The 25,369-nt window shown below is 74.1% G+C and carries 24 protein-coding genes; 12 read left to right on the forward strand and 12 right to left on the reverse strand.

Annotation, left to right across the window (positions count from 1 at the left end):
• Positions 1–93 precede the first annotated feature (93 nt).
• Entirely contained in the window at positions 94–390 is a 297-nt protein-coding gene (locus PUR56_RS42145) for a hypothetical protein (protein WP_329952891.1), read from the forward strand.
• A gap of 43 nt (positions 391–433) precedes the next feature.
• Entirely contained in the window at positions 434–559 is a 126-nt protein-coding gene (locus PUR56_RS42150; RefSeq protein ID WP_329952892.1) for a hypothetical protein, read from the forward strand.
• A 68-nt stretch (positions 560–627) separates the two neighbouring features.
• Here the strand turns inward: PUR56_RS42150 and PUR56_RS42155 are convergent, their stop codons facing one another.
• Complete coding sequence (locus PUR56_RS42155) at positions 628–1,815, reverse strand: ROK family protein (protein ID WP_329884113.1); 1,188 nt, start codon at positions 1,813–1,815, stop codon at positions 628–630.
• Positions 1,816–2,230: 415 nt separating this feature from the next.
• Positions 2,231–3,013 carry an SDR family oxidoreductase gene (locus PUR56_RS42160; RefSeq protein ID WP_329952893.1) on the reverse strand — a complete coding sequence of 261 codons (783 nt, stop codon included), beginning with the start codon at positions 3,011–3,013 and terminating at the stop codon, positions 2,231–2,233.
• A gap of 232 nt (positions 3,014–3,245) precedes the next feature.
• Here PUR56_RS42160 and PUR56_RS42165 point away from each other — a divergent pair, with 232 nt between their 5' ends.
• From PUR56_RS42165 to PUR56_RS42175, 3 genes are all read left to right on the forward strand, one after another.
• Positions 3,246–3,935: a class I SAM-dependent methyltransferase gene (locus tag PUR56_RS42165; protein ID WP_329952894.1), complete on the forward strand. Its 690-nt coding sequence runs from the start codon at positions 3,246–3,248 to the stop codon at positions 3,933–3,935.
• 126 nt (positions 3,936–4,061) lie between these two features.
• Positions 4,062–4,499, forward strand: coding sequence for a GNAT family N-acetyltransferase (locus tag PUR56_RS42170; protein WP_329884107.1), 438 nt, complete (start codon positions 4,062–4,064; stop codon positions 4,497–4,499).
• A 268-nt stretch (positions 4,500–4,767) separates the two neighbouring features.
• Positions 4,768–6,201 (forward strand): pyridoxal phosphate-dependent aminotransferase, encoded by a 1,434-nt coding sequence (locus PUR56_RS42175; RefSeq protein WP_329952895.1) that lies wholly within the window; start codon positions 4,768–4,770, stop codon positions 6,199–6,201.
• Positions 6,202–6,329: 128 nt separating this feature from the next.
• On the opposite strand, the gene PUR56_RS42180 is transcribed toward PUR56_RS42175, so the two are convergent.
• Positions 6,330–7,490 (reverse strand): N(5)-(carboxyethyl)ornithine synthase, encoded by a 1,161-nt coding sequence (locus PUR56_RS42180; protein ID WP_329952896.1) that lies wholly within the window; start codon positions 7,488–7,490, stop codon positions 6,330–6,332.
• 313 nt (positions 7,491–7,803) lie between these two features.
• Between PUR56_RS42180 and PUR56_RS42185 the strand changes: the two genes are divergently transcribed.
• On the forward strand, positions 7,804–8,145 hold the full coding sequence (locus PUR56_RS42185; protein ID WP_329952897.1) for a deoxyxylulose-5-phosphate synthase: 342 nt from the start codon (positions 7,804–7,806) through the stop codon (positions 8,143–8,145).
• Positions 8,146–8,284: 139 nt separating this feature from the next.
• Entirely contained in the window at positions 8,285–9,223 is a 939-nt protein-coding gene (locus PUR56_RS42190; RefSeq protein ID WP_329884100.1) for an aldo/keto reductase, read from the forward strand.
• Between the two features lie 61 nt (positions 9,224–9,284).
• Here the strand turns inward: PUR56_RS42190 and PUR56_RS42195 are convergent, their stop codons facing one another.
• The 5 genes from PUR56_RS42195 to bioB all read right to left on the reverse strand — a co-directional run bounded on the left by PUR56_RS42195 (position 9,285) and on the right by bioB (position 14,109).
• Positions 9,285–9,899, reverse strand: coding sequence for a hypothetical protein (locus PUR56_RS42195; protein WP_329952898.1), 615 nt, complete (start codon positions 9,897–9,899; stop codon positions 9,285–9,287).
• Positions 9,900–10,053: 154 nt separating this feature from the next.
• Positions 10,054–10,497, reverse strand: a complete 444-nt coding sequence (locus tag PUR56_RS42200) for a hypothetical protein (RefSeq protein ID WP_329884096.1) — start codon at positions 10,495–10,497, stop codon at positions 10,054–10,056.
• A gap of 198 nt (positions 10,498–10,695) precedes the next feature.
• The gene (bioD, locus tag PUR56_RS42205) at positions 10,696–11,433 is read right to left on the reverse strand and encodes a dethiobiotin synthase (RefSeq protein WP_329952899.1); all 738 of its coding nucleotides are present in this window, start codon (positions 11,431–11,433) and stop codon (positions 10,696–10,698) included.
• Positions 11,430–12,734 (reverse strand): adenosylmethionine--8-amino-7-oxononanoate transaminase, encoded by a 1,305-nt coding sequence (locus PUR56_RS42210; protein WP_329884094.1) that lies wholly within the window; start codon positions 12,732–12,734, stop codon positions 11,430–11,432. Before PUR56_RS42210 ends, bioD begins: the two co-directional genes overlap by 4 nt.
• A gap of 43 nt (positions 12,735–12,777) precedes the next feature.
• Positions 12,778–14,109 (reverse strand): biotin synthase BioB, encoded by a 1,332-nt coding sequence (gene bioB / locus PUR56_RS42215; protein WP_329952900.1) that lies wholly within the window; start codon positions 14,107–14,109, stop codon positions 12,778–12,780.
• Positions 14,110–14,319: 210 nt separating this feature from the next.
• Here bioB and PUR56_RS42220 point away from each other — a divergent pair, with 210 nt between their 5' ends.
• Positions 14,320–15,168, forward strand: coding sequence for a hypothetical protein (locus PUR56_RS42220; protein WP_329952901.1), 849 nt, complete (start codon positions 14,320–14,322; stop codon positions 15,166–15,168).
• Positions 15,169–15,304: 136 nt separating this feature from the next.
• Here PUR56_RS42220 and PUR56_RS42225 read toward each other — a convergent pair whose 3' ends face one another.
• Entirely contained in the window at positions 15,305–17,797 is a 2,493-nt protein-coding gene (locus PUR56_RS42225) for a DEAD/DEAH box helicase (protein ID WP_380360834.1), read from the reverse strand.
• Positions 17,798–18,201: 404 nt separating this feature from the next.
• Here PUR56_RS42225 and PUR56_RS42230 point away from each other — a divergent pair, with 404 nt between their 5' ends.
• From PUR56_RS42230 to PUR56_RS42240, 3 genes are all read left to right on the forward strand, one after another.
• Positions 18,202–19,398 (forward strand): 8-amino-7-oxononanoate synthase, encoded by a 1,197-nt coding sequence (locus PUR56_RS42230; RefSeq protein WP_329952902.1) that lies wholly within the window; start codon positions 18,202–18,204, stop codon positions 19,396–19,398.
• A gap of 113 nt (positions 19,399–19,511) precedes the next feature.
• Entirely contained in the window at positions 19,512–20,186 is a 675-nt protein-coding gene (locus PUR56_RS42235; RefSeq protein ID WP_329952903.1) for a hypothetical protein, read from the forward strand.
• 85 nt (positions 20,187–20,271) lie between these two features.
• Positions 20,272–20,808, forward strand: a complete 537-nt coding sequence (locus PUR56_RS42240; protein ID WP_329952904.1) for a hypothetical protein — start codon at positions 20,272–20,274, stop codon at positions 20,806–20,808.
• 145 nt (positions 20,809–20,953) lie between these two features.
• Here the strand turns inward: PUR56_RS42240 and PUR56_RS42245 are convergent, their stop codons facing one another.
• Both PUR56_RS42245 and ligD read right to left on the reverse strand, forming a co-directional pair.
• Positions 20,954–21,130 carry a hypothetical protein gene (locus tag PUR56_RS42245; protein ID WP_329952905.1) on the reverse strand — a complete coding sequence of 59 codons (177 nt, stop codon included), beginning with the start codon at positions 21,128–21,130 and terminating at the stop codon, positions 20,954–20,956.
• A gap of 89 nt (positions 21,131–21,219) precedes the next feature.
• Positions 21,220–22,236, reverse strand: coding sequence for a non-homologous end-joining DNA ligase (ligD, locus tag PUR56_RS42250; RefSeq protein WP_329884150.1), 1,017 nt, complete (start codon positions 22,234–22,236; stop codon positions 21,220–21,222).
• 189 nt (positions 22,237–22,425) lie between these two features.
• Between ligD and PUR56_RS42255 the strand changes: the two genes are divergently transcribed.
• The gene (locus PUR56_RS42255) at positions 22,426–23,487 is read left to right on the forward strand and encodes an ATP-dependent DNA ligase (RefSeq protein ID WP_329884078.1); all 1,062 of its coding nucleotides are present in this window, start codon (positions 22,426–22,428) and stop codon (positions 23,485–23,487) included.
• A 102-nt stretch (positions 23,488–23,589) separates the two neighbouring features.
• On the opposite strand, the gene PUR56_RS42260 is transcribed toward PUR56_RS42255, so the two are convergent.
• Positions 23,590–25,026, reverse strand: a complete 1,437-nt coding sequence (locus tag PUR56_RS42260) for a serine hydrolase domain-containing protein (protein WP_329952906.1) — start codon at positions 25,024–25,026, stop codon at positions 23,590–23,592.
• Positions 25,027–25,369 lie beyond the last annotated feature (343 nt).

The raw sequence follows: 25,369 nt of genomic DNA on the forward strand, positions 1-25,369 counted from the left end.
GTCTATTGCGGGAGGGTCTCGGAGATCCTCCGTTCCCTGGACGGGCACTTCATCGAAAGGTTCCTCGTCGACAGCTCACGGGAGGGAGGCGGCGTGGACGTCTTCCTCCGGTACGGCCCCGAACGCCCCGACGCCATCGTGTCGATGACGGGCATCGTGTACGTCTCGGCCGGGAACTTCCTCGACCTCGCCGGCGCCTTCGTCGACGAGATCACCCTGACCCACATCCCCTCGGACCAGCCGGAGTGGCCCGAGGGGCTGCCACCGCTCGGCCCCCGCTCCCCGGCGGGTCCCGGGGAGACGGCGTGGCTGTCCCTCGTGGGGCCGATGTACATCCAGGTGGTGGCGCGGACCGTCTCGGTCGCCCTGTCCCAGGTGCCCGAGAACTGAGTTCCGTGACCGGCGGCTCGACGAGCGGGGTTCGGAGCTCGCGATGATCAGCCCGGAGCACGGCACCTGGGCGGAGACCGTCGTGAGTGTTCCGCCCGAGGCGGGCCCGCTACCCGTGGCGTTCGTCCGCCGGGCGCTCGACGAGGCGCAGCGGCGGCTGGAGGTCTGAATCCGGGAACCCCCGAGGTGCGAACGGATCGGCGTCGGCGGGACTCACCCCGCCGACGCCGTCGCCGTTCACACGCGGGCGGGGGCCGCCGGGTCCGTGGCCGGCGGGTTGACGGCGAAGAGCTGTTCCTCGACCTGGTCGAGGGCCACCCGGAGGGCGCCCATGGCGACGACCTCGGAGCCGAGGGCGGCGAGGGCGACCTCGGGCGCGCGCAGCGTGAACTGGGCGAGGCGCTGGCGCAGCGGGTCGAGGACGCCGTCGAGGCCGGCCGCCCAGCCCCCGACCACCACCAGCTGGGGGTCGATGGCGAGGACGAGGGCGGCGACGCTCTGGACGAGCCGGGTGAGGAACCGGTCCATGGCGACCTGCGCGACCTCGTCGCCCTCGCGGGCGAGCTTGAGGACCCGGGCGACGGCCGCCTCGTCGAGCGGGTTGAGCGGCTTGCCGGTGGTGGAGAGGAGGCGCTCGGGAGTGACCTCCTGGCCCAGCAGGTGCAGGGCGCCGATCTCGCCGGCCGCGCCGCCGAAGCCGCGGTGCAGCCGGCCGTTGATGAGGGAGCCGGCGCCGGGGCTGAGGCCGGCCATGACGAAGACCATGTCGTCGGCGCCGACCGCGGCGCCCTGCCAGTGCTCGGCGATGGCGGCGAGGTTGGCGTCGTTCTCGATGAGGACCGGGCAGCGGAACGAGCGCCGGAGGCGGGCGCCGAGGTCGAGGCCGGTCCAGCCGGGCATGGCGGTGCCGAGCTGTACGGTGCCGTCGCGGTCGACGATGCCGGGGGTGCCGACACCGACCGCCCACAGGTTGTCCCGGGAGACACCGGCCTTGCGCAGCACCTCGGCGACCACCGACCGCACGGCGGTGAGCCGCTCCTCCGCGTCGAGGGTCTCCTCGACCGGCCGGAAGTGGCTGCCGACCACCTCGCCGGTGAGGTCGGCGAGGATGATCCGGATGTCGTGGACGCCGATCTCGATGCCGAGGATGTGCCCGGCCTCGGCGCGGAACCTGAACCAGCGGGCGGGCCGCCCGCGCCTGCCGCCGCCGGGCTGGCTGCCGTTCTGCGGCTGCTCGACCTCGGCGACCAGGCCGGTCTCCACCAGTCCCTCGATCACGCCCTCGACCGTCGGCCGGGAGAGTCCGGTGTCGCCGACCAGCTGAGTGAGGGTCACAGCGTGGCCGGCACGTAGCGCCCGGAGGGTCACCGCGGCGTTGATCCGCCGCAGTAGTGAGGAGTCGCCACCGGTGAGTCGATCCGCCAAGACGCTGCCCTTCGCCGTTCGCGCGACTGCCCTGGCGCGCGTACCGAGTACGCGGGCACCACCGACCGGCCCGCGCGAGTCCGCCGCCCGGCAGGCCGGCAGGGCAGCGCTGAGCCGCCTGCACCGGGCCGGATGGCATGTGCCGGATGCTACCCGTGCCCGGCCCCGGGGAGCGAGCATCTTCGCAGCTCACCCAGGCTTCGGTATCGAAATGGTACGCATCGGGTGGCGGTGCGTGATCCGGGTTGCGCCGGGCACCTCTCGGGGCACGCGGCCGGTCGCGTGCCGGCCGGCACCGCGTCGGTGGCGGCGCGCGGCCCGGGCGGCCCGGCCCCTCCCGGCGGGCCGGACCACCCGGGCCGCGCCGGGCCCGGGCGGCCCCGGCGCGCCGGGGCCTGCGGTCCCCGTCACCCCGTCAGCCGAGCCCGCCGGTGGCTCCCAGGTTCTGCCCGGAGACCCACCGCCCGTCCGGTCCGGCCAGGAAGGCCACCACGTCCGCGATGTCCGACGGCTGCCCGAGCCGCCGCAGCGGCGTCAGCCCGGCCACCACCTCCAGGGCGTGGGGCGGGTTGACGGCGCGCAGCAGGTCCGTCTCGACCGGACCGGGGGAGACGGTGTTGGCGGTGATGCCGCGCGGGCCGAGTTCGAGGGCGGCGGCGGCCGTCAGCTGTTCGAGGGCTCCCTTGCCGGCGAGGTAGGCGGCGATGCCGTCGGTGGGGCGGCGGGTGTTCAGGCTGGAGATGTTGACGATCCGCCCGTTGTCGCGCATCCGCCGGGCCGCGTAGCGGAGGGTCAGGAAGACGGCGCGCGCGCTGACGGCCAGGACGGCGTCGAAGTCGGCCGGGTCGGTCTCGGCGAGCGTGGCCCTGGTGAAGGTGAGCGCCGCGTTGTTGACGAGGATGTCCAGCCCGCCGAGGTGCTCCTCGGCCTCGGTCATCAGCCGCTCCGCGCCGTCGGGCTCGCCCAGGTCGACCCGTACCGCGTGCGCCCGGCCGGAACCGTTGGCCCGCACCGTGCGGACCACCTCGGCCGCGGCCGCCTCGTTGCCCGCGTACGCGAACACGACGTCCGCCCCGTCCGCGGTCAGCCGTTCGACGACGGCCCGCCCGATCCCGCGCGAGCCGCCCGTGACGACCGCCGCCTTGCCCGCGAGCGCCTTGTCCGTGAGCGCCTTGTCCGTGAGCGCCTTGTCCGACATCGCCGACCCCCGTCTCCGGCCGGCCCCGTGCCGACCACGCGGAGTACCTACCCGTTGTGCGGGGCCGTTCGGCCGGGTCCGCGGGTCGTCTTTCGGCCGTCCGGGACACGGAGCGGTAGCACGTCGCGGGCCGGTGTCCGGGACACGGGCCGGGGCGCGGACCGGGCGCGGCCGGGGCCGTTCGAGCGGTCGGGTGGGCGGAGCACCTGGTCACGGGCTCTATGCTGCACGCATGCTGAACGAGACGCGACCGGCCGAGTCCGCCGCAACTGCCCGGTCGGACCGGGAGTTTGTGCGCCGGGAGACGGTGGTCCGACCCGTGCCGTTCGTGCCGGAGGTGAGCCTGCACATGGCGGAGGACGCCATCGCGCTCTGGGAGACGACCGAGGACGCGCGGGGCGAGCGCGGACTGCCGCCGCCGTTCTGGGCGTTCGCCTGGGCGGGCGGGGTCGGCGTGGCCCGCTACGTGCTGGACCATCCGGAACTGGTCGACGGCCGGACGGTGTTGGACCTCGCGGCCGGCTCCGGTCTGGTCGGGATCGCGGCGGCGCTGCGCGGGGCCGCCTCGGTGCGGGCGGCCGAGATCGACGCGTACGCGGTCGCCGCGATCGGGGTCAACGCCGAGGCGAACGGCGTCCGGGTGGACGCGGCGTTCGCGGACCTGCTGGACGGCGACGGCGCCCCGGCCGAGGTGGTGCTCGCCGGGGACGTCTTCTACGAGCGGGCGATGGCGGCCCGCTTCCTGCCCTTCCTGGAGCGCGCCCGGGCCCGGGGCGCGGTGGTGATCGTGGGCGACCCGGGCCGTGCCTACCTGCCGCGCGGACGGTTCACCGAGCTGGCCGAGTACGAGGTCCCGGTTGTCGCGGACCTGGAGGACGCGGCGCTGAAGACCACCACCGTGTGGTCGCTGGCGGGCGGCTGAGGGCCGCCCCGCCCCGCCTCCCGCCCCGCCGGGGGCCTGCTGCGGGTCTGCTGCGGTCGGCCGGGGACCGTCCCGCTCCGCGGAATTCCCGGCGGCGCGTGCGAACGCCCTGGTAGACACGGCGGCATGACCGACCACGCGCTGCGCACCGCCACCCCCGACGAGATCCCCGCCGTACTCGCCCTCTGGGCCCGCGCGGCGAAGGGCACCAGCATCACCGACGACGCGGCCGGGGTGGCCGCGCTGCTGGCCCGCGACCCGGAGTGCCTGATCGTCGCGGTACGGGCGGACGATCCGGCCGTCCTGCTCGGCACGGTGATCGCCGGGTGGGACGGCTGGCGCTGTCACCTCTACCGTCTGGCCGTCGACCCGGATCATCGTCGCCGGGGCATCGGCGCCGCCCTGCTGGCCGCCGCGGAGGAGCGCTTCGCCGCTCTCGGCGGGCGGCGGGCCGACGCGATGGTGCTGGACGAGAACCTCCTCGGCCACCGGACCTGGCAGGCCGCAGGGTACGGCCCGCAGCCGCAGTGGACCCGCTGGGCGAAGCCGCTGGCGTCGGCCTGACCTCGCCCCGACGCCGGCCTGACGTCGGCCCGACCTTCGCGCGACCTCCGCCGGGGCCGGGTCGATGCCAGGTCGGGTACGGGTCGTCCCGGCGTGACGGGTGCCGCCGGCCGCCAGCCGTCGCCGGATGGGTGCCGATCGCTGGCGGGGGTCTCGGGGGCGTGGTGCGCTGACACCATCCGTATGCGAACCATGCCGATGTCGCCACGTTCCGTGACCGGCGGGCGAATCCGGCGAATCCGGCCGACCCGGAGGAGTGCTCCCCACCATGACCACCCCCGTCACCCCCACCGGCCCGAACGAGGCCGCCGAGCTGCTCGCGCGCATCCCCGACTTCGAGCAGGCACTCGCCTTCTACCACCGCCACCTGGCGCCCGACTCCGCCGTCGACCTCTCCGTGGCGGAGAACGTCCTCGTCTACGACGACTCGATGCAGAAGGCGGTGTTCGACCACACCGCCCTGCTCCCCGAGCCGTACATCCACTACATGTCCGCGTACGGCACGCCGGAACTGCGGGGGCAGGTGGCGGCGCTGCTCGCCAAGGCGTGGGACGCCCCGGTGGCGGCGGGGGACGTCTTCGGGACGGCGGGCGTCGCCTCGGCGCTGGAGTGCCTCGCCTTCGCTCTCCAGGACGCACCGAGGCCCGGCGAGCCCGGCCCGCCGCCGCTGGTCGAGGGGGACGCCGTGCTGCTGCCGGCGCCGTACTGGCAGGGGTTCAACTGGTCGTTCGAACAGCGGCCCAGGCTCACCTGCGTCCCGGTGGACCTGCCGACGGAAGGCCCCGGGCGGTTCCGGCTGACGCTGGACCTGATCAAGGAGCGGTTCCGGGAGTACGAGCGGCAGACCGCCCGGCAGCCGAGGATGCTGGTGCTGACGAACCCGCACAACCCGCTGGGCGTCAACTACGGCAAGGAACTGCTGGAGGAGATCTACACCTGGTCGATCGACGAGACCGACCTGCACATCGTCTCCGACGAGATCTACTGCCACTCGCAGGTCGACGGCGGCCGGATCCCGTTCACCAGCGCGGTGGCCCTGGACGCCTACCGGCGGAACCCCGAGCGGATCCACGTGGTGTGGGGCTTCGCCAAGGACTTCGGGCTGTCGGGGTTCCGGACGGGCTTCCTGGTCTCCAAGTACGGGCCGGTGCAGCGGGCGATGCTGGGCACGACGGGCATCGAGGAGAAGAAGCACCCGCTGTCCTGGTTCACGCCCTTCGACTCGCTGAAGCACTACGTGATCGGCTCGCTCCTGTCGAGCACGGTGAACGGCGCCGGCTCGGAGCTGTACACCGACTACGCGATGCGGCGCTACCGCGAGCTGCTGAGCGGGAGCTTCGAGAAGGTGAAGGACCGGCTGGTCGCCAACGACATCGAGTTCGTGTACCTGGACGGTGACAACCCGGCCCAGTTCTTCTGGCTCGACCTCCAGGAGTACCTCGGCAAGCGCCCGCCGGAGGGCGCGCACGGCGACGCCCCGCTGCCGGTCACGGCCGGCAGCGGGCTGGACCGGGACGAGCTGTGGCTCTTCAACCACCTGGCCGGCCCTCCCACGGAGGTCTCCCTCCTCCCCGGCGGCACGATGCACAGCCCCGCCCCGGGGTTCTTCCGGCTCTGTTTCACCGCCCGGCAGCCCGAGGAGGTCGGTGAGGCGGTGGACCGGATCGGCCTCGCGCTGAGCAAGCTGGTCACCCCGGGGTAGCCGGCGCACGGCGGCCGGCCGGCCCCGGAGGACGGGGCCTCCGGGGCCGGCCGAAGCCCTTCGTCGACGGGACGGCGGGCGGTGCCCGGCCCGTTCCCGGGAGCCGGCGGGGGCGCGGGCGAGTCGCGTCAGGCGGCGGCCGACAGCCCCAGGGACTGGTGCGGATAGTCCGCCGAGCGGTGCTGGAAGGCCAGGATGCTCGGGTTCTGGACGACTCCGTCGCGGATCTCGATCGCGCGCCGCAGGGTCTCGTTGGAGCTCCACGCCTCCGGACCGGCGAGCACCGCTCGCAGGAAGGGCAGCAGCGCCTCGCTGTTCTCCCAGGTCGCCGAGTTCCACAGGTAGGACGGGCTGTGGTCGACGCCGTAGTACCGGACGTTGTCGCCGACCTGGAACGTCGGCTCCGTGAAGGACGTGGGACGGGCCCAGCTGAAGCCCATCCCCTCGTCGCAGGACACGTCGACGATGAGGGTGCCGGGTGCCAGCAGTCCGAGATCCTCCTCGTCGAGGAAGGTCAGCGGAGCGGCGGTGTCCTGCAGGACGCAGTTGATGATGATGTCGTGCTCGGCGAGGAACCCGGCCAGTGGCACCCGGCCGTCCTCGGACAGCACGAAGCTGCGCCGGTCGTCGTTCTCGTCGCGGTCGAACTGCACGATCCGCGTGGAGTGGATCGGTGAGCTGACCGCCGTCACCCCGCGCTGGGTGAGCACGTCGACGTCGTGCACGCCGAGCGCGCTGAGCGCCGTCACCGCGCCCCGGGCCGTCGCGCCGAAGCCCAGGACCACGGCCCGCAGACGGCGGCCGTAGTCACCGGTCGAGCCGGTGAGCTGGAGGGCGTGCAGCACCGAGGAGTACCCGGCAAGCTCGTTGTTCTTGTGGAAGACGTGCAGGTTGAACGAGCCGTCGTTGGTCCAGTGGTTCATCGCCTCGAAGGCGATCAGGGTCAACCGGCGGTCGATGGCGATCTGCGTGAGTTCCTCGTCCTGGACGCAGTGCGGCCAGCCCCAGAGGACCTGTCCGTCGCGGAACTCCACGAGTTCCGCCGCCTGCGGTTTGGCCAGCAGGATGACGCCGCATTCGGCGAGCAGTTGCTCGCGTGAGCGGAAGCCGGCGACCAGTGGCGCCAGTTGTTCGTCCGGGACGCCGAAACCTTCGGCGTAGCCGTGTTCAAGGAAGATGCGCCCCTGGAGGTCGGGGTCGATCCGCTCGAAGTGTGAGGGATGAATCGGCAGTCGGCGCTCGTTCTCTTTGCGCGACTGTGCCATGACTCCGAGGTTGAGCTGGTGCACGTGGGCCCCTTTGATTACCCAAGGTCTAGCACAGTTCCGCACGTCACCGGACCGGCCGGAGGGTCCGGGGGCTCGGCCGGTGCCGTGGGCACCCCCCGCGGGCGGGGCCGTCCGCCCTGCTCGGAGGCGGTCCCCTCCGCTTCGCGGCCCGGCAGCCGGGTGTTCGACCTTTTCCTTCGGCACCGCCCCTCCGGCACCGCCCGGCACCGCCCCTTCGGCACCGCACTCGTGCCCGCGACGTCCTGGACGGAGGCCGGGCCGCCGTGTGGAAAACCGGTCGATCGCCGTGCCCGGGCGCCCCTACGCTGGCGGAATGGCCCACGCGAAGACCTCCTACGTCTGCCTGCCCTGCCGGGCCTCGTACAAGCAGCCCTACGACCGCGACCGCGGTCGGGTCTGCCCGCGCTGCGCCGGCCCGATGGTCCACGCGGGCTCCGCCTTCGCGGCCCCGCGCAGGCGCGACGCCGCCGGCTGGCGGACGCTCGCGGTGCTGCTCCACGCGGGCGTCCGCTTCCACAAGAGCTGCTGCGGCGGCCCCGGTTACCGCCCCCGCACCCTTCCCGAGGTGAAGGAGCGCATGACGTACGCGCGCCGCAGCGGCGAGCCGTTCGCGCGGGCCCTCGTCCGCCCGGAGGTCCCGGCCCCCCGCCCGTAGCCGGGCCGGGGCCGGACTCCCCGGCCCGTCCGGCGCCGAGCCGATCGCCGCGACCGGCCGTGCGGAGCCGGGGGATAAGCGGTTGCGGGTGATCGTGATTCGGTCTTGGATGGTCCAGACCACTACGGAAGGCTCATCCATGACTGTTCCTCAGCGCACCATTGTGTTGGGCACGTTGGGCTTCGGCACGATCGTCGACGAGGAGACCTCGTTCCGGATCCTGGACCGGTTCGTCGAGGCGGGCGGGACCGTCCTCGACACCGCCAACAACTACGCCTTCTGGCTCGACGGCGCGACCGGGGACGAGAGCGAGGAGGTCATCGGCCGCTGGCTGGCCGACCGCAACGCCCGCGACCGGGTCGTCATCAGCACCAAGGTGGGCGCCCGTCCGTCCGTTCCGGGGGCCGGGCTGGAGGCCGCCGAAGGGCTCTCGGAGAAGGCGGTCCGGGCCGGTATCGAGGGCAGCCTGCGCCGCCTCGGCACCGATCACGTGGACGTGTACTGGAGCCACATCGAGGACCGGTCCGTCCCGCTCGCCGAGACCGTGGAGACCTTCGCCGACCTCGTGACGTCCGGCAAGGCGGGGGCTGTCGGCGCCAGCAACCACGCGGTCTGGCGGGTGGAGCGGGCGCGGGCGCTGGCCGGCGCGCAGCCGCGGTACAGCCACCTCCAGTACCGCTACTCGTACCTCCAGCCGCGGTTCGACGTGCCGCTGCTCTCCTCGGCGCACGTCCACGTGACGTCCGAACTCCTCGACTACGTCCGCTCCGAGGGCGACCTCCGGCTCTGGGCGTACAGCCCGCTCCTCTCCGGCGGCCTCACCCGCCCCGAGGTGGAGATCGGCGCCGCCTACGACCACCCGGGCACGCCTAGGCGGCTCGCCGCCCTGCGCGAGGTCGCCGAGCAGTCCGGTGCCACCGTCAACCAGGTGGCGCTCAGCTGGCTGCTCGACCACGAGCCGCGGATCCTGCCGCTGGTCGGGGTGAGCGGGATCGCCCAGCTCGACGAGGTGCTCGGCGCCCTCGACGTGACCCTGTCCGAGGAGCAGCGCCGCCGTCTGGACGAGGCCGCGCTGTAGCCGGGGCAGCCCAGGCGGTCCGGTCGCCGCCGGGCCGCCGGGGCGGTCCGGCCACCCGGGTTCAGGCCGGGTAGCCGATCCCGGCGATGTCGTCGGCGATGTCGCCCAGGTCCGTCTCCGGATTGAGGGCGGACACGACGGCTCCGGTGAGCGGACGGAGCGCCAGGACGTGCTCGACGGCGGCGAGGTCCGGTTCGTGCTCGGGCTCGTAGTAGTCCTCGGCCCACGCCCGGTACGCGGTGGCCGTGCCGTCGGCCAGCAGCCCGAAGAGCTCCACACCGCCGGTGGGGGCGGTCTGCGGGGCCTGCCAGCGGGTGTCCCCGCTCTCGCGCCAGAAGCAGACGGTGAGGTCCGGCCGGCCCTCGGAGTCGGCGAACGCCGGCTCGTCGACGTACGACCGGAAGGACTCGGGCACCTCCGCCAGCAGGTGCGGCGCGTTGGGCGCCTCGTGGTCGAGGCCGCGGGCGTACACGCCGGCCGCCGAGAAGACCATGAACCAGTCGTCGCCCTGCCCGTTGCGCATCGAGGCCATCTCCTCGCCCTCGCCCCAGTGCGCGTCGAAGGAGTAGTACCGGTCGCCCCAGTCGGGGCTGAGGACGGCGTCGAGCATGGCCAGGGCCCGGCACCGGTCGCGGAGCGCGGGGATGTCGGGCAGACGGAGCAGGAGATCGTGCATACCGTCATTCAATCAGGTGGTATCCGCACAGCCCGCCCGAGACGGCCCCCGAGACGGCCCCCGGGCCGGCCGGCGGGTAGGCGGACGGGCCGGTAGGACGGCGCGCCGGCCGGCCAGGTGCGCCGTCCGTCCGGCGGTGACCTGTCGGGGCCCGTCAGGGATTGCTGAGCGCGTACGTGCGGAAGGTGGCGAGCAGGGGGAGGACGTCCGTCTTGCTCGGCTCCTCCGTGACCGCCCGCATCGCGTCGATCACCGCGTGCGCGATCACCTTGACCACGTCGAGGTCGTCGCCGGCGGTCTCGCCCCAGGCGCGCAGGGTCTGGGTGAGCAGGGCGCTCATCCGGGCCCCGATGTTGGAGCTGACGGCGTCGCTCAGCTCCGCCAGCTCCTCGTCGGTCATGCTCGACCGCAGTCCGAACGCGAGCGCCATCAGCGTGTCCACGGCGTGCTCGCCGTACGCCGCGACGAGCGCGGCGAGCGGTTGTTCGGCCGGTCCCCGCGTGGCCAGCGCGGCCAGTGCCTCGTCGTCGTCCTTCCACGCCGCTTCGAGCGCGGCGAGGGCCCGCAGGGCCTCGTCCACCATCAGGCCATCCGTCATGCGGAGAACGGTATTGAGGCCTATCGCGCAGCGGACCGGGTGGTGCCGGGATCTCACCCGTTCGAGCGAATACCATCGCGTTCCCGCCCCGGCGCGCGCACGGTGGTGACGGGCCCCCGGGAGGAGGCCGGCCACGGGCGGGGCGCGAGGCCAGAGCCCTGCGCCCCGGCCCACGCCCGGCCGGCGCAAAGCCGGCGCTCAGCCGGCGCCGTGCTCCGCGGTGAACCCGGCCGCGTCCCACCGGCCGTACAGCCCGGGGGCGAGCGAGGCGGCCGCCACGGCGGGGAAGTCCTCCGCGCCGGCGGCCCGTTCGGGCAGCGCACCGAGCAGCGGGGCGGCGGCGGCGCGGGGCAGGTCGGCCAGGTTGCAGCGGTCGGCGAGGCCGGGCGAGCGGGGCCAGGCGCCGACCACCACACCGAGCAGCGGCAGGCCGCGCGCGGCGAGTGCCTCCGCCGTGAGCGCGGTGGTGTTGAGCGTGCCGAGACCGGCCGTCGCCACCAGCAGCACCTCGGCCGGCAGCCCGAGGCCGCGCACCACCTGCGCCTGGTCGGCCAGGGTCCGGCCCTGCCCGTCGTAGCGGACCAGCAGACCGCCGGCCCCCTCCACCAGCACCAGGTCGTGCCGGTCGGCCAGTTCGGCCACCGCCTTCGCGACCTCCTCCGCCGCCAGGTACGGCAGACCCGCCCGTCGAGCCGCCGTGTCCGGCGCCAACGGCTCGGGGTAGCGGCTGAGTTCACGGAGCGTCAGCGGACCGCCGGCCAGTCGGGCGACCTCCTCGACGTCGCCGGCCTCCCCCGGCGCGACGCCGGTCTGCCCGGGTTTCAGCACCGCGACCCGCAGCCCGGCCCGCAGCGCCGCCGCGGCGACGGCGGCCGTGGTCACGGTCTTGCCGACCTCGGTGCCGGTCCCGGTCACGAACACGATCCGGGCGCTCATCCCGCCACCGCCGCCGCCGTGACGGCCGCGGCGATCCGCGCCACGTCCTCGTCGCCGGTCACGTACGGCGGCATGGTGTAGATGAGGTCCCGGAACGGGCGCAGCCAGACGCCCTCCCGGGCGGCGGCCTCGGTCGCCGCCGCCATGTCCACCGGGTGGTCCAGCTGCACGACGCCGATCGCACCGAGCACCCGCACCTCGTGGACGCCCGGCAGCCCGGCCGCGTCCGCCAGGCCGTCCCGCAGGCCGGCTTCGAGGCGCTTGACCTCCGTCTGCCAGTCCTGTCCGAGCAGCAGGTCGATCGAGGCGTTCGCGACGGCCGCCGCCAGCGGGTTGCCCATGAACGTCGGGCCGTGGGCCAGCACCGGCATCTCGCCCCGGCTGATCCCGTCGGCGATCTCCGCCGTGCACAGCGCCGCCGCCATGGTGAGGTAGCCGCCCGTCATCGCCTTGCCCAGGCACATCACGTCCGGGGAGACGCCCGCGTGGTCGGCCGCGAACAGCGCACCGCTGCGGCCGAACCCGGTGGCGATCTCGTCGAAGACCAGCAACACCCCGTGCCGGTCGCAGAGTTCGCGCAGCATCCGCAGGTAGGCGGGGGAGTGGAACCGCATCCCGCCCGCGCCCTGCACCACCGGCTCGACGATCACCGCCGCGAGCTCGCCCGCGTGACGCTCCATCAGCTCGTCGAAGGACTGCACGTAGGCGTCGTCGAGCGGGGCGTCGAAGCCGGCCGGCGGCTGCGCCGCGAAGAGCTGGCCGGGCAGCACCCCGCCCCACAGGTGGTGCATGCCGCCCTGGGGGTCGCAGACCGACATGGGGTGGAAGGTGTCGCCGTGGTAGCCGCCGCGCCAGGTGAGCAGCCGGCGCTTCTCGGGCCGGCCGACGGACTGCCAGTACTGCAGGCACATCTTCATCGCGACCTCGACGGCCACCGAGCCGGAGTCGGCGAGGAAGACGTGCTGCAGGGGTTCCGGAGTGATCTCCACCAGCGTGGCGGCCAGCCGGACGGCCGGTTCGTGGGTGAGCCCGCCGAACATGACGTGGCTCATCCGGCCCAGTTGTCCGCGCACCGCCTCGTCCAGCACCGGGTGGCCGTACCCGTGGATCGCCGCCCACCAGGACGACATGCCGTCGATCAGTTCGCGGTGGCCGCCCGCGACCGGCGCGGCCAGCGTGAGCCGGACGCCGGACGCCGACTCCACGACGTACGGGGTGGCGGTGCCGGGCATCGGTCCGTAGGGGTGCCAGACGTGCGCCCGGTCGAGCGCGAGGAGGGTGTCCGTGGACAGCTGGGCCATGAGGGGTCTACTTCCGTACCGTTCCGTTCCGTGCGGCGGGTGATCAGGCGTTGGGCGCGAGCTCGGTGCCGGCGCCACGACGGCGGACCCGGACGAGGTCGGTGCGCGACTCGTCGCCGCTCCCACCGGCCGGCCCGGCGACCTCGACGAGCTCGGCCGGCTCGTCGAGCCCGGGCGCCTCGGCCGCGGCCGCGGGCTCCGCGTCGAGCGTCCCGCCGTGTCCTCCGCACGGGCCGCAGCCGCCGCCCGTCCCGCACGGCCCGCCCGCCGGGGCGTCCGCGGCGTCGGCCGGCGTGTCGGACGCCGCGCCGCTGCCGCAGCCTCCGCCGGTGGCCGCGCCGGTGCCGCAGCCGCCGCCCGCGAGGGCGTCCGCCCGGTGCCGGGGCAGGGTGGCCTCGCCCATGCCCTCCACCTCGAAGCCGGAGTCCCGGATCATGTCGAGGTCGGCCTGCCCGGCCTGCCCCTCGCTGGTCAGGTAGTCGCCCAGGAAGATCGAGTTCGCGACGTGCAGGCCCAGCGGCTGCAGGGTTCGCAGGTGCACCTCGCGACCGCCGGCGATCCGCACCTCGGTGTCCGGGTTGACGAACCGGACCATCGACAGGATGCGCAGGCAGCGCTGCGGGGTGAGGTTCCACTCCTTGGCCAGCGGGGTGCCCTCGAACGGGATCAGGAAGTTCACGGGCACCGAGTCCGAGCCCAGCTCGCGCAGCGCGAAGACGACGTCCACCAGGTCCTCGTCGCTCTCGCCCATGCCGGCGATCAGGCCCGAGCAGGCGGACAGGCCCGCACCGTGCGCCTTCCGCACGGTGTCGACCCGGTCGGCGTACGTGTGGGTGGTGGTGATGGCGCCGTACGTGCCCTCGGAGGTGTTGAGGTTGTGGTTGTAGGCGTCGGCGCCGGCCGCCTTCAGCCGCTCGGCCTGGTTGTCGGAGAGCAGGCCCAGACAGGCGCACACCTCCACCGAGGGGTCGGCGTCCTTGATGGCGGTGATGGTGTCGGTGACCCGGTCGATGTCACGGTCCGTCGGACCGCGCCCGCTCGCCACCAGGCAGACGCGCTTGGCGCCGCCGCTCACTCCGGCCTTCGCGGCCTCGGCGGCCTGGCCCGGCTTCAGCCAGGTGTACTTGAGGATCCCGGCCTTGGAGCCCAGCCGCTGCGAGCAGTACGAGCAGTCCTCCGGGCAGAGCCCGCTCTTGAGGTTCACCAGGTAGTTGAGCTTGACCCGGCGGCCGAACCACCGCCGGCGCACCCGCCCGGCGGCCGCGACCACGTCCAGCAGCTCGTCGTCGGTGGTGGCGAGGACGGCCAGCGCCTCCTCGCGGGTGGGGGTCTCCCCACGCAGGCCCTTGGCGGTGAGGGTATCGAGCAGATCCATGGGCCTGATCCTGCCTCCTGGCCCGCGAGAGACGCCAGAGGAAACCCACCAGAAGATCCCGGGGAGGATGTGCGAGTTGTCACAGTGTCGAAGCTCACGGTAGTGGTGCAGGTCACGTCGGGTGCGGGGCCGGGTCGGGGCGTCGCGCGACGGCCGCCGGAGCCCGCCCCAGTGATCTCCACCACGCGTGACCTGCATACAATCGGCGCCATGACCACGCAGGGGGAGCACGCCCCGTCACCCGCGGAACGACCGGCGGAACGACCGGCGGAACGACCGGTAGGCCAGACGTCCGAACGGCCCGCCGGGGCGTACCGGGCCAGGAGAGTGACCGCCCGCCGGGTCGTCGGCTGGGTCGTGGTGATCGGCGTGGTGGCGGCCGGAGGATGGGTCATCACCAGCCCGACGCCCGGCGACTTCATACCCGGGCTCGGTCCGTCCAGCAAGGACGCGACCAAGTCGCCACCGGTCGTCGGGGACGCGCCGCGCGCGGTCGCCGACCCCGAAGCCCTGGACGTCGACGCCTACTTCCCCGCCCAGCGGTTGATCGAGGCGGGCGGCTACAAGGGCAAGCGCTCCGGCGCCCGCCGGGGCGACAACTGCACCGAGGTGCTCCAGGACCGCACCCTGGACCTCCTGCGCGACGGCGGCTGCCGCGGCTACCTCGCCGTCAGCTTCGCCGGCCAGGAGAAGCCGGTGCTCAGCAGCGTCACCCTGCTGCGGTTCGCGGACGCCGCCTCCGCCGCCAGAGCCGCGGAGGCGCTGCGCGCCAGGCCCGGCTCGGTGGCCTTCGTCCTCCCCGACGCCTCCGCGGCGCCCGCCCAGGCCGCCGGCGCGGCCCGGCCCGGCGGCGATCCGCGGGTCGAGCTGGTCGGCCACTACGTGACGGTCACCAGCTCGCGGCCGGTCGACGCCCACGCGGCCTCGCCGACCCCCTCCGCCTCCGCCGGCACCCCGCTGCCGGTGCCGTCCACCGGCTCCCCCAGCGTCGAGCAGATGCTCGACGAGGCGACCCGGGCGCTCTCCGCCACGGCCGGCGCGCCCTTCGTCTGGATGTAGCGCCGCATGCGACGGGGCGGGCGGAGTGCATTCCGCCCGCCCCTTTCCGACGCGGTGTCAGGATGCCGCTGCCGCCGTCCTGATCGCCGGGCCCGGCCCTGAGCGGGGCCGGACCCGCACCGGGGCCGGCGGGCCGTCAGCCGCCCAGCCGGTCCACCGAGGTGATCCGCAGCACCGCCCGGCCCTCCTCGTCGGACCCGTAGAGGTCGACCTCGGCACTGATGCCCCAGTCGTGGTCGCCCTCCGGGTCGTCGAAGATCTGCCGGACCCGCCAGGACGAGTCCGCCTCCTCGATCAGCAGCATCTTCGGCCCGCGCGCGTTCGGCCCGGTGCCCAGGTCGTCGTACTCGTCCCAGTACCCGTCCATGGCGTCCGCCCAGCGGTCCGCGTCCCAGCCGTACTCGCCGTCCAGCTCGGCCAGCGCGTCGTAGTGCTCCAGCGCGCACAGCTCCACACGGCGGAACATCTCGTTGCGCACCAGGACCCGGAACGCCCGGGCGTTGGCCGTCACCGGCGCCGGCTTGTCGTCCAGCGCCACCTCGGCCGACTGCGGGTCGGTCGGGTTGGCCAGCTGCTCCCACTCGTCCAGCAGGCTGGAGTCGACCTGGCGGACCAGCTCGCCCAGCCAGGCGATGATGTCCTTCAGGTCGTCGGTCTTCACGTCCTCGGGCACGGTCTGCTCCAGCGCCTTGTACGCGCCCGCCAGGTACCGCAGCACGATGCCCTCGGTGCGGGCCAGCTCGTAGAAGCCGACGTAGTCCGAGAAGGTCATCGCTCGCTCGTACAGGTCGCGGACTACCGACTTCGGCTGGAGCCGGTGGTCGCCGATCCACGGGTGCGCCCGCTGGTACACCTCGTAGGCGTGGGTGAGCAGTTCCTCCAGCGGCTTCGGGTAGGTGATCTCCTGGAGCCGCTCCATCCGCTCCTCGTACTCGATGCCGTCGCGCTTCATCTCGCCGACGGCCTCCCCGCGCGCCTTGTTCTGCTGCGCGGCGAGGATCTGGCGCGGGTCGTCGAGCGTCGCCTCGACGACCGACACCACGTCCATCGCGTGCGAGGGCGAGGTCGGGTCGAGCAGCTCGAAGGACGCCAGCGCGAACGTCGAGAGCGGCTGGTTGAGCGCGAAGTTCTCCTGGAGGTCCAGGGTGAGCCGGACGATCCGGCCCTCCGAGTCCGGTTCCGGAAGCCGCTCGACCACGCCGCCCTCCAGTAGCGAGCGGTAGATGGCGATGGCGGTGCGGATGTGCCGGCGCTGGGCGGAGCGGTCCTCGTGGTTGTCGGTGAGCAGCGTGCGCATCGCCTCGAAGGCGTTGCCCGGCCGGCCGATCACCGAGAGCAGCATCGCGTGGGTCACCTTGAACCGGGAGACCAGCGGCTCGGGGTCGGCGGAGATCAGCTTCTCGAAGGTCTCCTCGGACCAGCCGACGAACCCCTCCGGCGCCTTCTTCCGGACGATCTTGCGCTTCTTCTTCGGGTCGTCGCCCGCCTTGGCGACGGCCTTGTCGTTCTCGATGACGTGCTCGGGGGCCTGCGCCACCACCTGGCCCACCGTGTCGAACCCGGCCCGCCCGGCGCGCCCGGCGATCTGGTGGAACTCCCGCGCCCGCAGCATCCGCACCCGCTGGCCGTCGTACTTGGAGAGCGCGGTGAACAGCACCGTGCGGATCGGCACGTTGACGCCCACGCCCAGCGTGTCCGTCCCGCAGATGACCTTCAACAGGCCTGCCTGGGCGAGACGTTCGACCAGTCGCCGGTACTTCGGCAGCATGCCGGCGTGGTGCACGCCGATGCCGTGCCGTACGAACCGGGACAGGTTGCGGCCGAACTTGGTGGTGAACCGGAAGTTGCCGATCAGCGCGGCGATGGCGTCCTTCTCCGCCTTCGAGCACATGTTGATGCTCATCAGCGACTGCGCCCGCTCCACCGCCTCCTTCTGCGTGAAGTGCACGACGTAGACCGGCGCCTGGCCGGTCTTCAGCAGCTCCTCCAGCGTGTCGTGCATGGGGGTGCGCCGGTACTCGTAGAACAGCGGCACCGGGCGGGTCGTGTTGCGGACCACGGTGGTCGGGCGGCCGGTCCGGCGGTTCAGGTCCTCCTCGAAGCGCCGTACGTCGCCGAGCGTCGCCGACATCAGCAGGAACTGCGCCTGCGGCAGCTCCAGCAGCGGGATCTGCCAGGCCCAGCCGCGGTCCGGCTCCGCGTAGAAGTGGAACTCGTCCATGACCACCTGGCCGACGTCGGCCAGGCGCCCGTCGCGCAGCGCGATCTGTGCCAGCACCTCCGCGGTACAACAGATGATCGGCGCGGTCGGGTTTACCGACGCGTCGCCCGTCATCATGCCGACCTGCTCGGTGCCGAACATCTTGCACAGGTCGAAGAACTTCTCCGACACCAGTGCCTTGATCGGCGCGGTGTAGAACGTCCGCTTCCCCTCCGCCAGCGCGGCGAAGTGCGCACCCGCCGCCACCAGGCTCTTGCCCGACCCGGTCGGCGTCGCCAGGATCACGTTGTTCCCCGACACCAGCTCGATCAGCGCCTCCTCCTGCGCCGGGTACAGCGAGATCCCGCGCTCCTCCGCCCAGGCGGCGAACGTCTCGTACAGCGCGTCGGGCGTGGCGGGCTTCGGCATCAGATCTAGGAGGGTCACCCGGCTATCTTGCCTGCTCGTCGCCGCCCCCGGCAAAGGCCGCGCCCCGCGGCCTCCCGGCAGGAGCGGCCGGCCGCCTGCGGGGAGGGGGCGGCGGCGTGTCCGGGGGCCTGCCCGTGAACGACCTCGGGCCCGGCCGGGCCGTGGCCGCCACCGTACGGGGAGAGGGCCGGGCGGCGACCGGAACGCGAAAGGACCGAGGCGGGACCACGAAGGGAACCCGGCCGGCCACCCGGCCGATCTCGCCGCACCGTATTCCGGAATCACCGGGCAATTTCGAGGAATTCGTTTCCCGAATTCCGTCGAATCGAGGGCGAAGGAAAGGGCCGGGCGTGTGCGCAGACGCACATTGCCCGGTGCGCGCGGGGCGTGCCAGAGTGCCGACCATGGCCCACCCCTCTGCGCCCGAGGCGCCCGTCGTCGCCCCCGCCGCCGTCTTCGACTGGCTCGACGAGACGGCCGAGCAGCGTGCCAGGGCCGGGCTCACCCGGACGCTGCGCAGCCGGCCCGCCGAGGACCCGGTGCTCGACCTCGCCGGCAACGACTACCTCGGGCTCACCCGGCACCCCGCCGTCACCCGGGCCGCCGCCGACGCCGCGCTGCGCTGGGGCGGCGGCGCCACCGGCTCCCGCCTGGTCACCGGCACCACCGCCCTGCACACCGAACTGGAGGGCGAGCTGGCCGACTTCTGCGGCGTCGAGGCCGCCCTCGTGTTCTCCTCCGGGTACACCGCCAATCTGGCCGCGCTCACCGCGCTCACCGACCCGGACACCCTCATCGTCTCCGACGCGTACAACCACGCCTCGCTGATCGACGGCTGCCGGCTCGCCCGGGCCGACGTCCACCGCGCCCCGCACAGCGACCCCGCCGCCGTCGCCGCCGTCCTCGCCGAACGCACCCGGCGGCGGGCCCTGGTCGTCACCGACTCCGTCTTCTCGGTCGACGGCAACGCCGCCCGGCTGCCCGAACTCGCCCTCGCGGCACGGTCGTCCGGCGCTGCGCTGCTGGTCGACGACGCCCACGGGCTCGGCGTCCTCGGGCCCGGCGGTGCCGGCGCCCTCGCCGCCGCCGACCTCGCGGGAGCCCCGGACGTGGTCGCCACCGTCACCCTCTCCAAGTCGCTCGGCTCCCAGGGCGGCGCCGTCCTCGGCCCCCGCCGGGTGATCCGCCACCTCACCGAGACGGCCCGCACCTTCATCTTCGACACCGGCCTCGCCCCCGCCGCCGTCGGCGCCGCCCTCGGCGCGCTGCGCCTGCTGCGCGCGGAACCGCACCGCGCCGACCGTGCCCGCGAGGTCGCCCGCACGCTCGCCGCCCGGCTCACGGCCGCCGGGCTGCACGCCTCCCGCCCGGACGCCGCCGTGGTGTCCGTCCGCGCGCCCGGCCCCGAGGCCGCCGTCGCCTGGGCCGCCGACTGCCGCCGCGCCGGCCTCGCCGTCGGCTGCTTCCGCCCGCCCTCCGTCCCCGACGGGATCTCCCGGCTGCGGCTGACCGCCCGCGGCGACCTGACGGACATTCAGATCGCCGAAGCGGTCGGGATCATCGCCTCGTGCGCCCCGGAGGGCGCCGCGCTCGCCGGCTGACCGCAACCGCCGCCACCCGACCGGCGTCCTGACCCACGGCACGGCACGGCACGGCACGGCACGGGCGGGTACGGCACGGGCGGGTACGGGCGGGCGCGGGACGGGCGGGGCGGATGACCACGAACGGTGAGGCGGTCCACGACGAGGGCGGCACCGGGCCGGGCGGCACCGGTGCCCGCGGTGCGGAGCCGTGCGACGCGGAGCCGAAGAGCGCCGAGGTCCGGGATGCCGTGCCGGCCGGGCCCGAGGGGCCGCGGCACCGGGCGCGCCGCTTCCTCGGAAGGCTCGCCCTGGTCGCGGTGGCCATGGGGCTCTTCTGGCTCGCCTGGCTGGCCGCCTCGGCCACCGTCCCGCACCTCGGCTACTCGGTCGGCGCCACCGGTGAGCGAGGCTGGTACATGCGCGGCGTCTGCCTGCCCGAGGCCGAACTCTCCGAGTACCAGAGGGAGCACCTCCCGCCGGGCGGCTGCGACGGGCGGTTCGACCCGGCCGACGGTGAATCCACCTACCGCTACGCCCTGAACGAGAACCCGACGGACAGCGCGGGCCCCGTCCAGGTGCGGTGCGGAGCGGGGGAGTGCCACGAGTCCGGCTTCAGGGCCACGGCGTGGTGGCTCTTCGTGCTGCTGGGCGGGCTGGCGGCGGTGCCCGCAGGTGCCTTCCTGATCGTCTGGGCCGTCGCCGAACCGCTCGCCGACCGCCTCTTCACGCCGGCCTCCGTCGGCGTCGGCGTGATGCTCGGGCTGTCCTGCCTCTGCTGCCTGCTGACCGGTAGAGGAAGCGCCTGACACGGCCGAACCGGCCGCGCCGTTCCCGCGTCCCAGCCGAGGGGCGGTGAGAACGGCTCGCCGGACCGAACGGCAGGGGGCGGGAATGGATCCGGACATCCGACGCGGGCCGGGCAGAGCGCTGGTGCCGGTCGTGGCGGTGCTGGCCCTGCTCGGACTCGGCGGCTGGGGCGCGGTGACGGCGGGGGAGGGACTGGCCTACGCCACCGCGGTCGCCGGGACGCGCGGCGAGCTGGTCGCCGACCGGTGCCTGCGCACCGATCCCGCCCGGCCCGCCCAGGGCACGACCGGTGACTGCCGGGGGACGTTCTTCCCCGACGGCGGCGGGCAGGCGAACGAGCACGCGTGGATCGACTGGAAGATCGCCACCGGTGAACGCGTCGAGGTCTCCTGCACGGGCGACGGCGAGTGCCGGCTCGTGGGCGCCGCCGGCGTGCTGTTCTGGCTGAGCATCCTGCTGCTCGCCCTGGCGGCCCTCCCGGTGGCCGGGTTCGTCGCGGTCCATCAGCCGCTGCGTCCGCTGGACCGCTCGCAGCGGCTCCGGGTCGGCCTGGGGATCGCCGCGGCCGTCCTGCTGGTCGGGGCGTTCGCGGCCTTCGTCGGCGCGCTCGTCGGCCGGTAGCGCCGGGCGCCGGGCGGGTCCGGGCCGGGCTTCGAGGTGCGGAGCCGGACGTGCCGCCGCGTCCCTCGCCGAGCGCCGCCACGAGGGTCACGGTATCGGCCGCCGTGCCGGTTGCCCGGTTGCCCGGTGCCGGTTGCCCGTGCCGTCAGAGCCCGCCCAGCTCCCGCAGGAACGCCGTCCCGGCGTCCCGCCGGCCGGCGGCCGTCCGTGGGGCCGCGGTCAGCACGGCGGCCACCGGGACCGTTCCGTCCGACGGCGGGTGCAGCCCGCCCGCCGCGTCCGCCAGGATCCGCCGCAGCCCCCGCACGCCCACCCCGTCCACGCCCTTCCGCCCCGTCCGTACCCCGGCCCGCACCCGCGGGCGCAGCCGCCGGAGGCCGGGTGATCTTCGTGGCGCGACAGCCTACGCGATCACGCCGGGTGCTCCTCGTCGGCCTTCTTCCGGGCCCGGCTCGGCTGGACCCGGGTCGGCTCCCCGGCCGCCTTCGGGTGGTCCGGTGGATACGGCAGTTCACCCAGCCCCTCGTCCGTCACCTGCCGCTCGTACAGCTCCAGCAGGCTCTCCAGCCGGAACGCCTCCTCGTCCATCTCCGCCTGCAGGTCGCCGAGTTCGGCGAACCGGGCGGGCACCGTCCGCAGGTCGAAGTCCTCCGGCAGCGCGTCGTCCACCTCGTCCCAGCGCAGCGGTGTCGACGCCGTAGCCCGCGGCCGGGCGCGCAGCGAGTAGGCGGAGGCGATGGTGCGGTCCCGCGCCATCTGGTTGTAGTCGACGAAGATCCGCTCGCCGCGCTCCTCCTTCCACCAGGCCGTCGTCACCCGGCCGGGAAGCCGCCGTTCCAGCTCCCGGCCCAGCGCGATCACCGCGTGCCGCCCGTCCGTGAACGTCCACTCCGGGACCAGCGGCACGTACACGTGAAGCCCGCGCCCGCCCGAGGTCTTCGGCCAGCCGCGCAACCCGTGCTCCTCCAGCACCGCCCGCAGTTCGTGCGCCACCCGCGCCGCGTCCCGGAAGTCCGTCCCCGGTTGCGGGTCCAGGTCGATCCGCAGCTCGTCGACGTGTTCGGTGTCCCCGCGCCGCACCGGCCACGGGTGGAAGGTCAGACAGCCCAGATTGGCCGCCCAGAGGACGGCAGCGGGCTCGGTCGGGCAGATCTCGTCGGCCGACCGCCCGCTCGGGAAGGCGATCCGGGCGGTCGGCAGCCAGTCCGGCAGGCCCTTCGGCGCCCGCTTCTGGTAGAAGAACTCGCCCTCGACCCCGTCCGGGAACCGCTGGAGCGTGGTCGGCCGGTCCCGCAGCCCGCGCAGCGCCCCGTCCGCGACCGCCAGGTAGTACTCGGCGACGTCCAGCTTGGTGAAGCCACGCTCCGGGAAGTACACCTTGTCGGGGTTCGAGAGCCGGACACTGCGCCCGGCGACATCCAGTTCCACGGCAGAGCCCATGCCTCTCACGCTAAGCGCGCCCCGCCCGCGGCGCGCCCCGAGGCGGCCCCGCCCACAGCCCGCGCCCCGTCCACGTGCCCTGCCCCGCCCGCAGCCCGCGCCCCGCCCACGCGCCCCGCCCGCCGTCCAGGGCCCGCCGCCGCGCGGCGGCGGGCCTTCGGCGCGAGGATCGGGACCATGGACCTGCCCGTCATGCCGCCGGTCGCGCCGATGCTCGCCAAGTCGGTCGCGAAGATCCCGCCCGGAATGCAGTACGAGGCCAAGTGGGACGGCTTCCGCACCGTCGTCTTCCGCGACGGCGACGAGATCGAGCTCGGCAGCCGCACCGGCAAGCCGCTCACCCGCTACTTCCCCGAGCTCGTCGAGGCGCTGCGCCGTGAGACACCCCCGCGCTGCGTGCTGGACGGCGAGGTGGTCATCGCCCGCGAGGGCCGGCTCCGGTTCGAGGAGCTCCTCGAACGCATCCACCCCGCCGCCAGCCGCGTCGCCCTGCTCGCCGAACGCACCCCCGCCTCCTTCGTCGCCTTCGACCTGCTCGCCCTCGGTGACCGGTCGCTGATCGACGAGCCCCTCACCGCGCGTCGCACCGCCCTGGAGGCGGCCCTCGCCGACGCCGCCGACCCCGTCTTCACGGCCCCCGCCTCCACGGACCGCGACCTCGCCGACACCTGGTTCGCCCGGTACGAGGGCGCCGGTCTGGACGGCGTCGTCGCCAAGCCCCTCGACCAGCCCTACCGGCCGGGCGAGCGCGCCATGTACAAGATCAAGCACGAGCGAACCGCGGACTGCGTCGTCGCCGGCTACCGCGAACACAAGAGCGGCCCGATCGTCGGTTCCCTCCTGCTCGGTCTGCACGACGCCGACGGCCGCCTCCAGCACGTCGGCGTCTGTGCGGCCTTCCCGATGGCCCGCCGCCGCGAACTCGTCGAGGAGCTGGCCCCGTTGCGGATGGCCGACACCGGCGCCCACCCCTGGGGCGCCTGGGCCGACGAGGCCGCCCACGCGGACGCCCGGCTGCCCGGCGCGCAGAGCCGGTGGACGGGCGGCAAGGACCTCTCCTGGGTGCCGCTGCGCCCGGAGCGCGTCGCCGAGGTCCGCTACGACCACATGGAGGGCACCCGCTTCCGGCACACCGCCCAGTTCCGCCGCTGGCGCCCCGACCGCACCCCCGGGAGCTGTACCTACGAGCAGCTGGAGGAACCGGTCTCCTACGACCTCGCGCAGGTCCTGGGCATCTGACCGGACCTCGACGGCCCCGCCCGAAGCCGGATTCCCAGGCTTCGGGCGGGGCCGTGCGGGTCCTCCGTTCGCGCACGGCGCCGCGCACGGAGGACCCGCCGGTCAGGCGTTCGCGTTCGACGAGGGCGACTTCGGGGACGGCGAGGGCGACTTCGACGACGGGGACCCCGACGAGGGCGAGGGGGACTTGGAGGGGGACGCCGACGACGCCGACGACGTGGCGGACGGGGACCCCGAGCCGGCCGGCGCCGCCGGGAGCGTGTAGACGTTCGCGGGCGAGATGATCTCGGTGACGGCCTGCGCGAACAGCGTCGACGGCTCCTGCCCCTGGAACGACACGTCGGTGTTCAGCAGTACCACCAGCGAGGTCTGCGCCGACGGCAGGTAGACCACCACGCTCTGGTAGCCCGGCAGTGAGCCGTTGTGCCCGATCCACCCGTGGTCGTAGAAGATCCCGAGCCCGTACCAGGTGTCGGGCACCGTCGAGGGCTGCGGCTTCAGCCGCTGCGCCTGCGTCTGCGGGGTCAGCAGCGTTCCGGTGGCCACCACCTTGGCCCACTTCTGGAGGTCCGCCTGGTCCGAGATGATCGCCCCCGCGGCCCAGGCCCAGGACGGGTCCCAGTCGGTGGCGTCCGCGATCGCCCCGTTCGGCGTCTGGTTGGTGTAGCCGCGGGCGTGCGGCTGCGGGAACTCGCTGCCGACCGGGAACACCGTCCGGCCCAGGCCCGCCGGTTCGAACACCTGCTGCTTCAGGAACGTTCCGAGCGGCTGCCCGCCGAGCTTCTCGATCACCAGGCCCAGCAGCACCGTATTGGTGTTGGAGTACTCGAACTTGGCGCCGGGCGCGAAGTTCACCGGATGCTTGAACGCGTAGGAGAGCAGCTGCTGGGGCGTGAACACCCGGTCCGGGTCGGCCTCCAGGGTCTGCACGAACTCCTCGTCCTGGGTGTACGAGAAGAGGCCGCTCTGCATGGCCGCGAGCTGGCGCAGCGTGATCGTGTCGCCGTTGGGCACGTCCGACACGTACGTGCCGATCGGGTCGTCCAGGCCCGCCTTGCCCTGGTCGACCAGCTTGAGCAGTCCGGTGACCGTGAAGGTTTTCGTCTCGCTGCCGATCCGCATGTTGAGACCGGTCACCATCGGCGTGCCCGCGACCTTGTCGGAGACGCCGAAGGCCTTGAGGTAGTTGCCGCCCGGGGACGACACGCTGACGATCACACCGGGGATCGAGGCCTCCCGCAGCACCCGCTGCACGGCCGTGTCCAGCCGCGCCGTGACGTCCGAGGTGATCGGCACCACCGCCCCGCCGGAGCTCGCCGACGCCGACGGCCCGGAGGAGGAGGCCGACGCCGACGGGCTCAGCGCCGCCGGGACGGCGGTCACCGCCCCCGCGGCGGGCGGATCGGACGCCGCCCCGCCCGAGCAGCCGGCCGCGCCCAGCAGCCCGGCCAGCGCCAGCACCGCCGGGGCCGACCGGGTGCGCCGCCGCAGGGGGGCGGGGCGCGGGGGGCGGGGACTCGCCGCGGAATTCGTCGTCATCTTCGAGGCGCCTCTCTGGGCCGGACGGACCCGGAGCAGCGCTCCACGGGCCCCTGGGGGAGCGATCGCCACCGTATGCGCGCCGCCGCGGGCCCGCGCGCCGGCGGTCGTCCCGCTGGCCCGAACGGACCCAAGGCTCAGCCGCACGCCCCAGTCCCGCTCGCGGACGGGCGCCGTCTCCCCATCCCGCCGGCCGCCGCCCTCCCCGCGGCCCCGGCCGCGCGCACCCGCGCCGTCGGCCACCGCCACCGCCGGCCGACGCGACCCCGGCGGGACACCCCGCGACCCCGCAGGACCACCCCGTGCGCTCCGCCGTACGAGTGGCCACCGGCATGCCGCGAGG

Origin of the sequence: Streptomyces sp. BE303 (assembly GCF_036290945.1) — a bacterium.
GTDB lineage: Bacteria > Actinomycetota > Actinomycetes > Streptomycetales > Streptomycetaceae > Kitasatospora.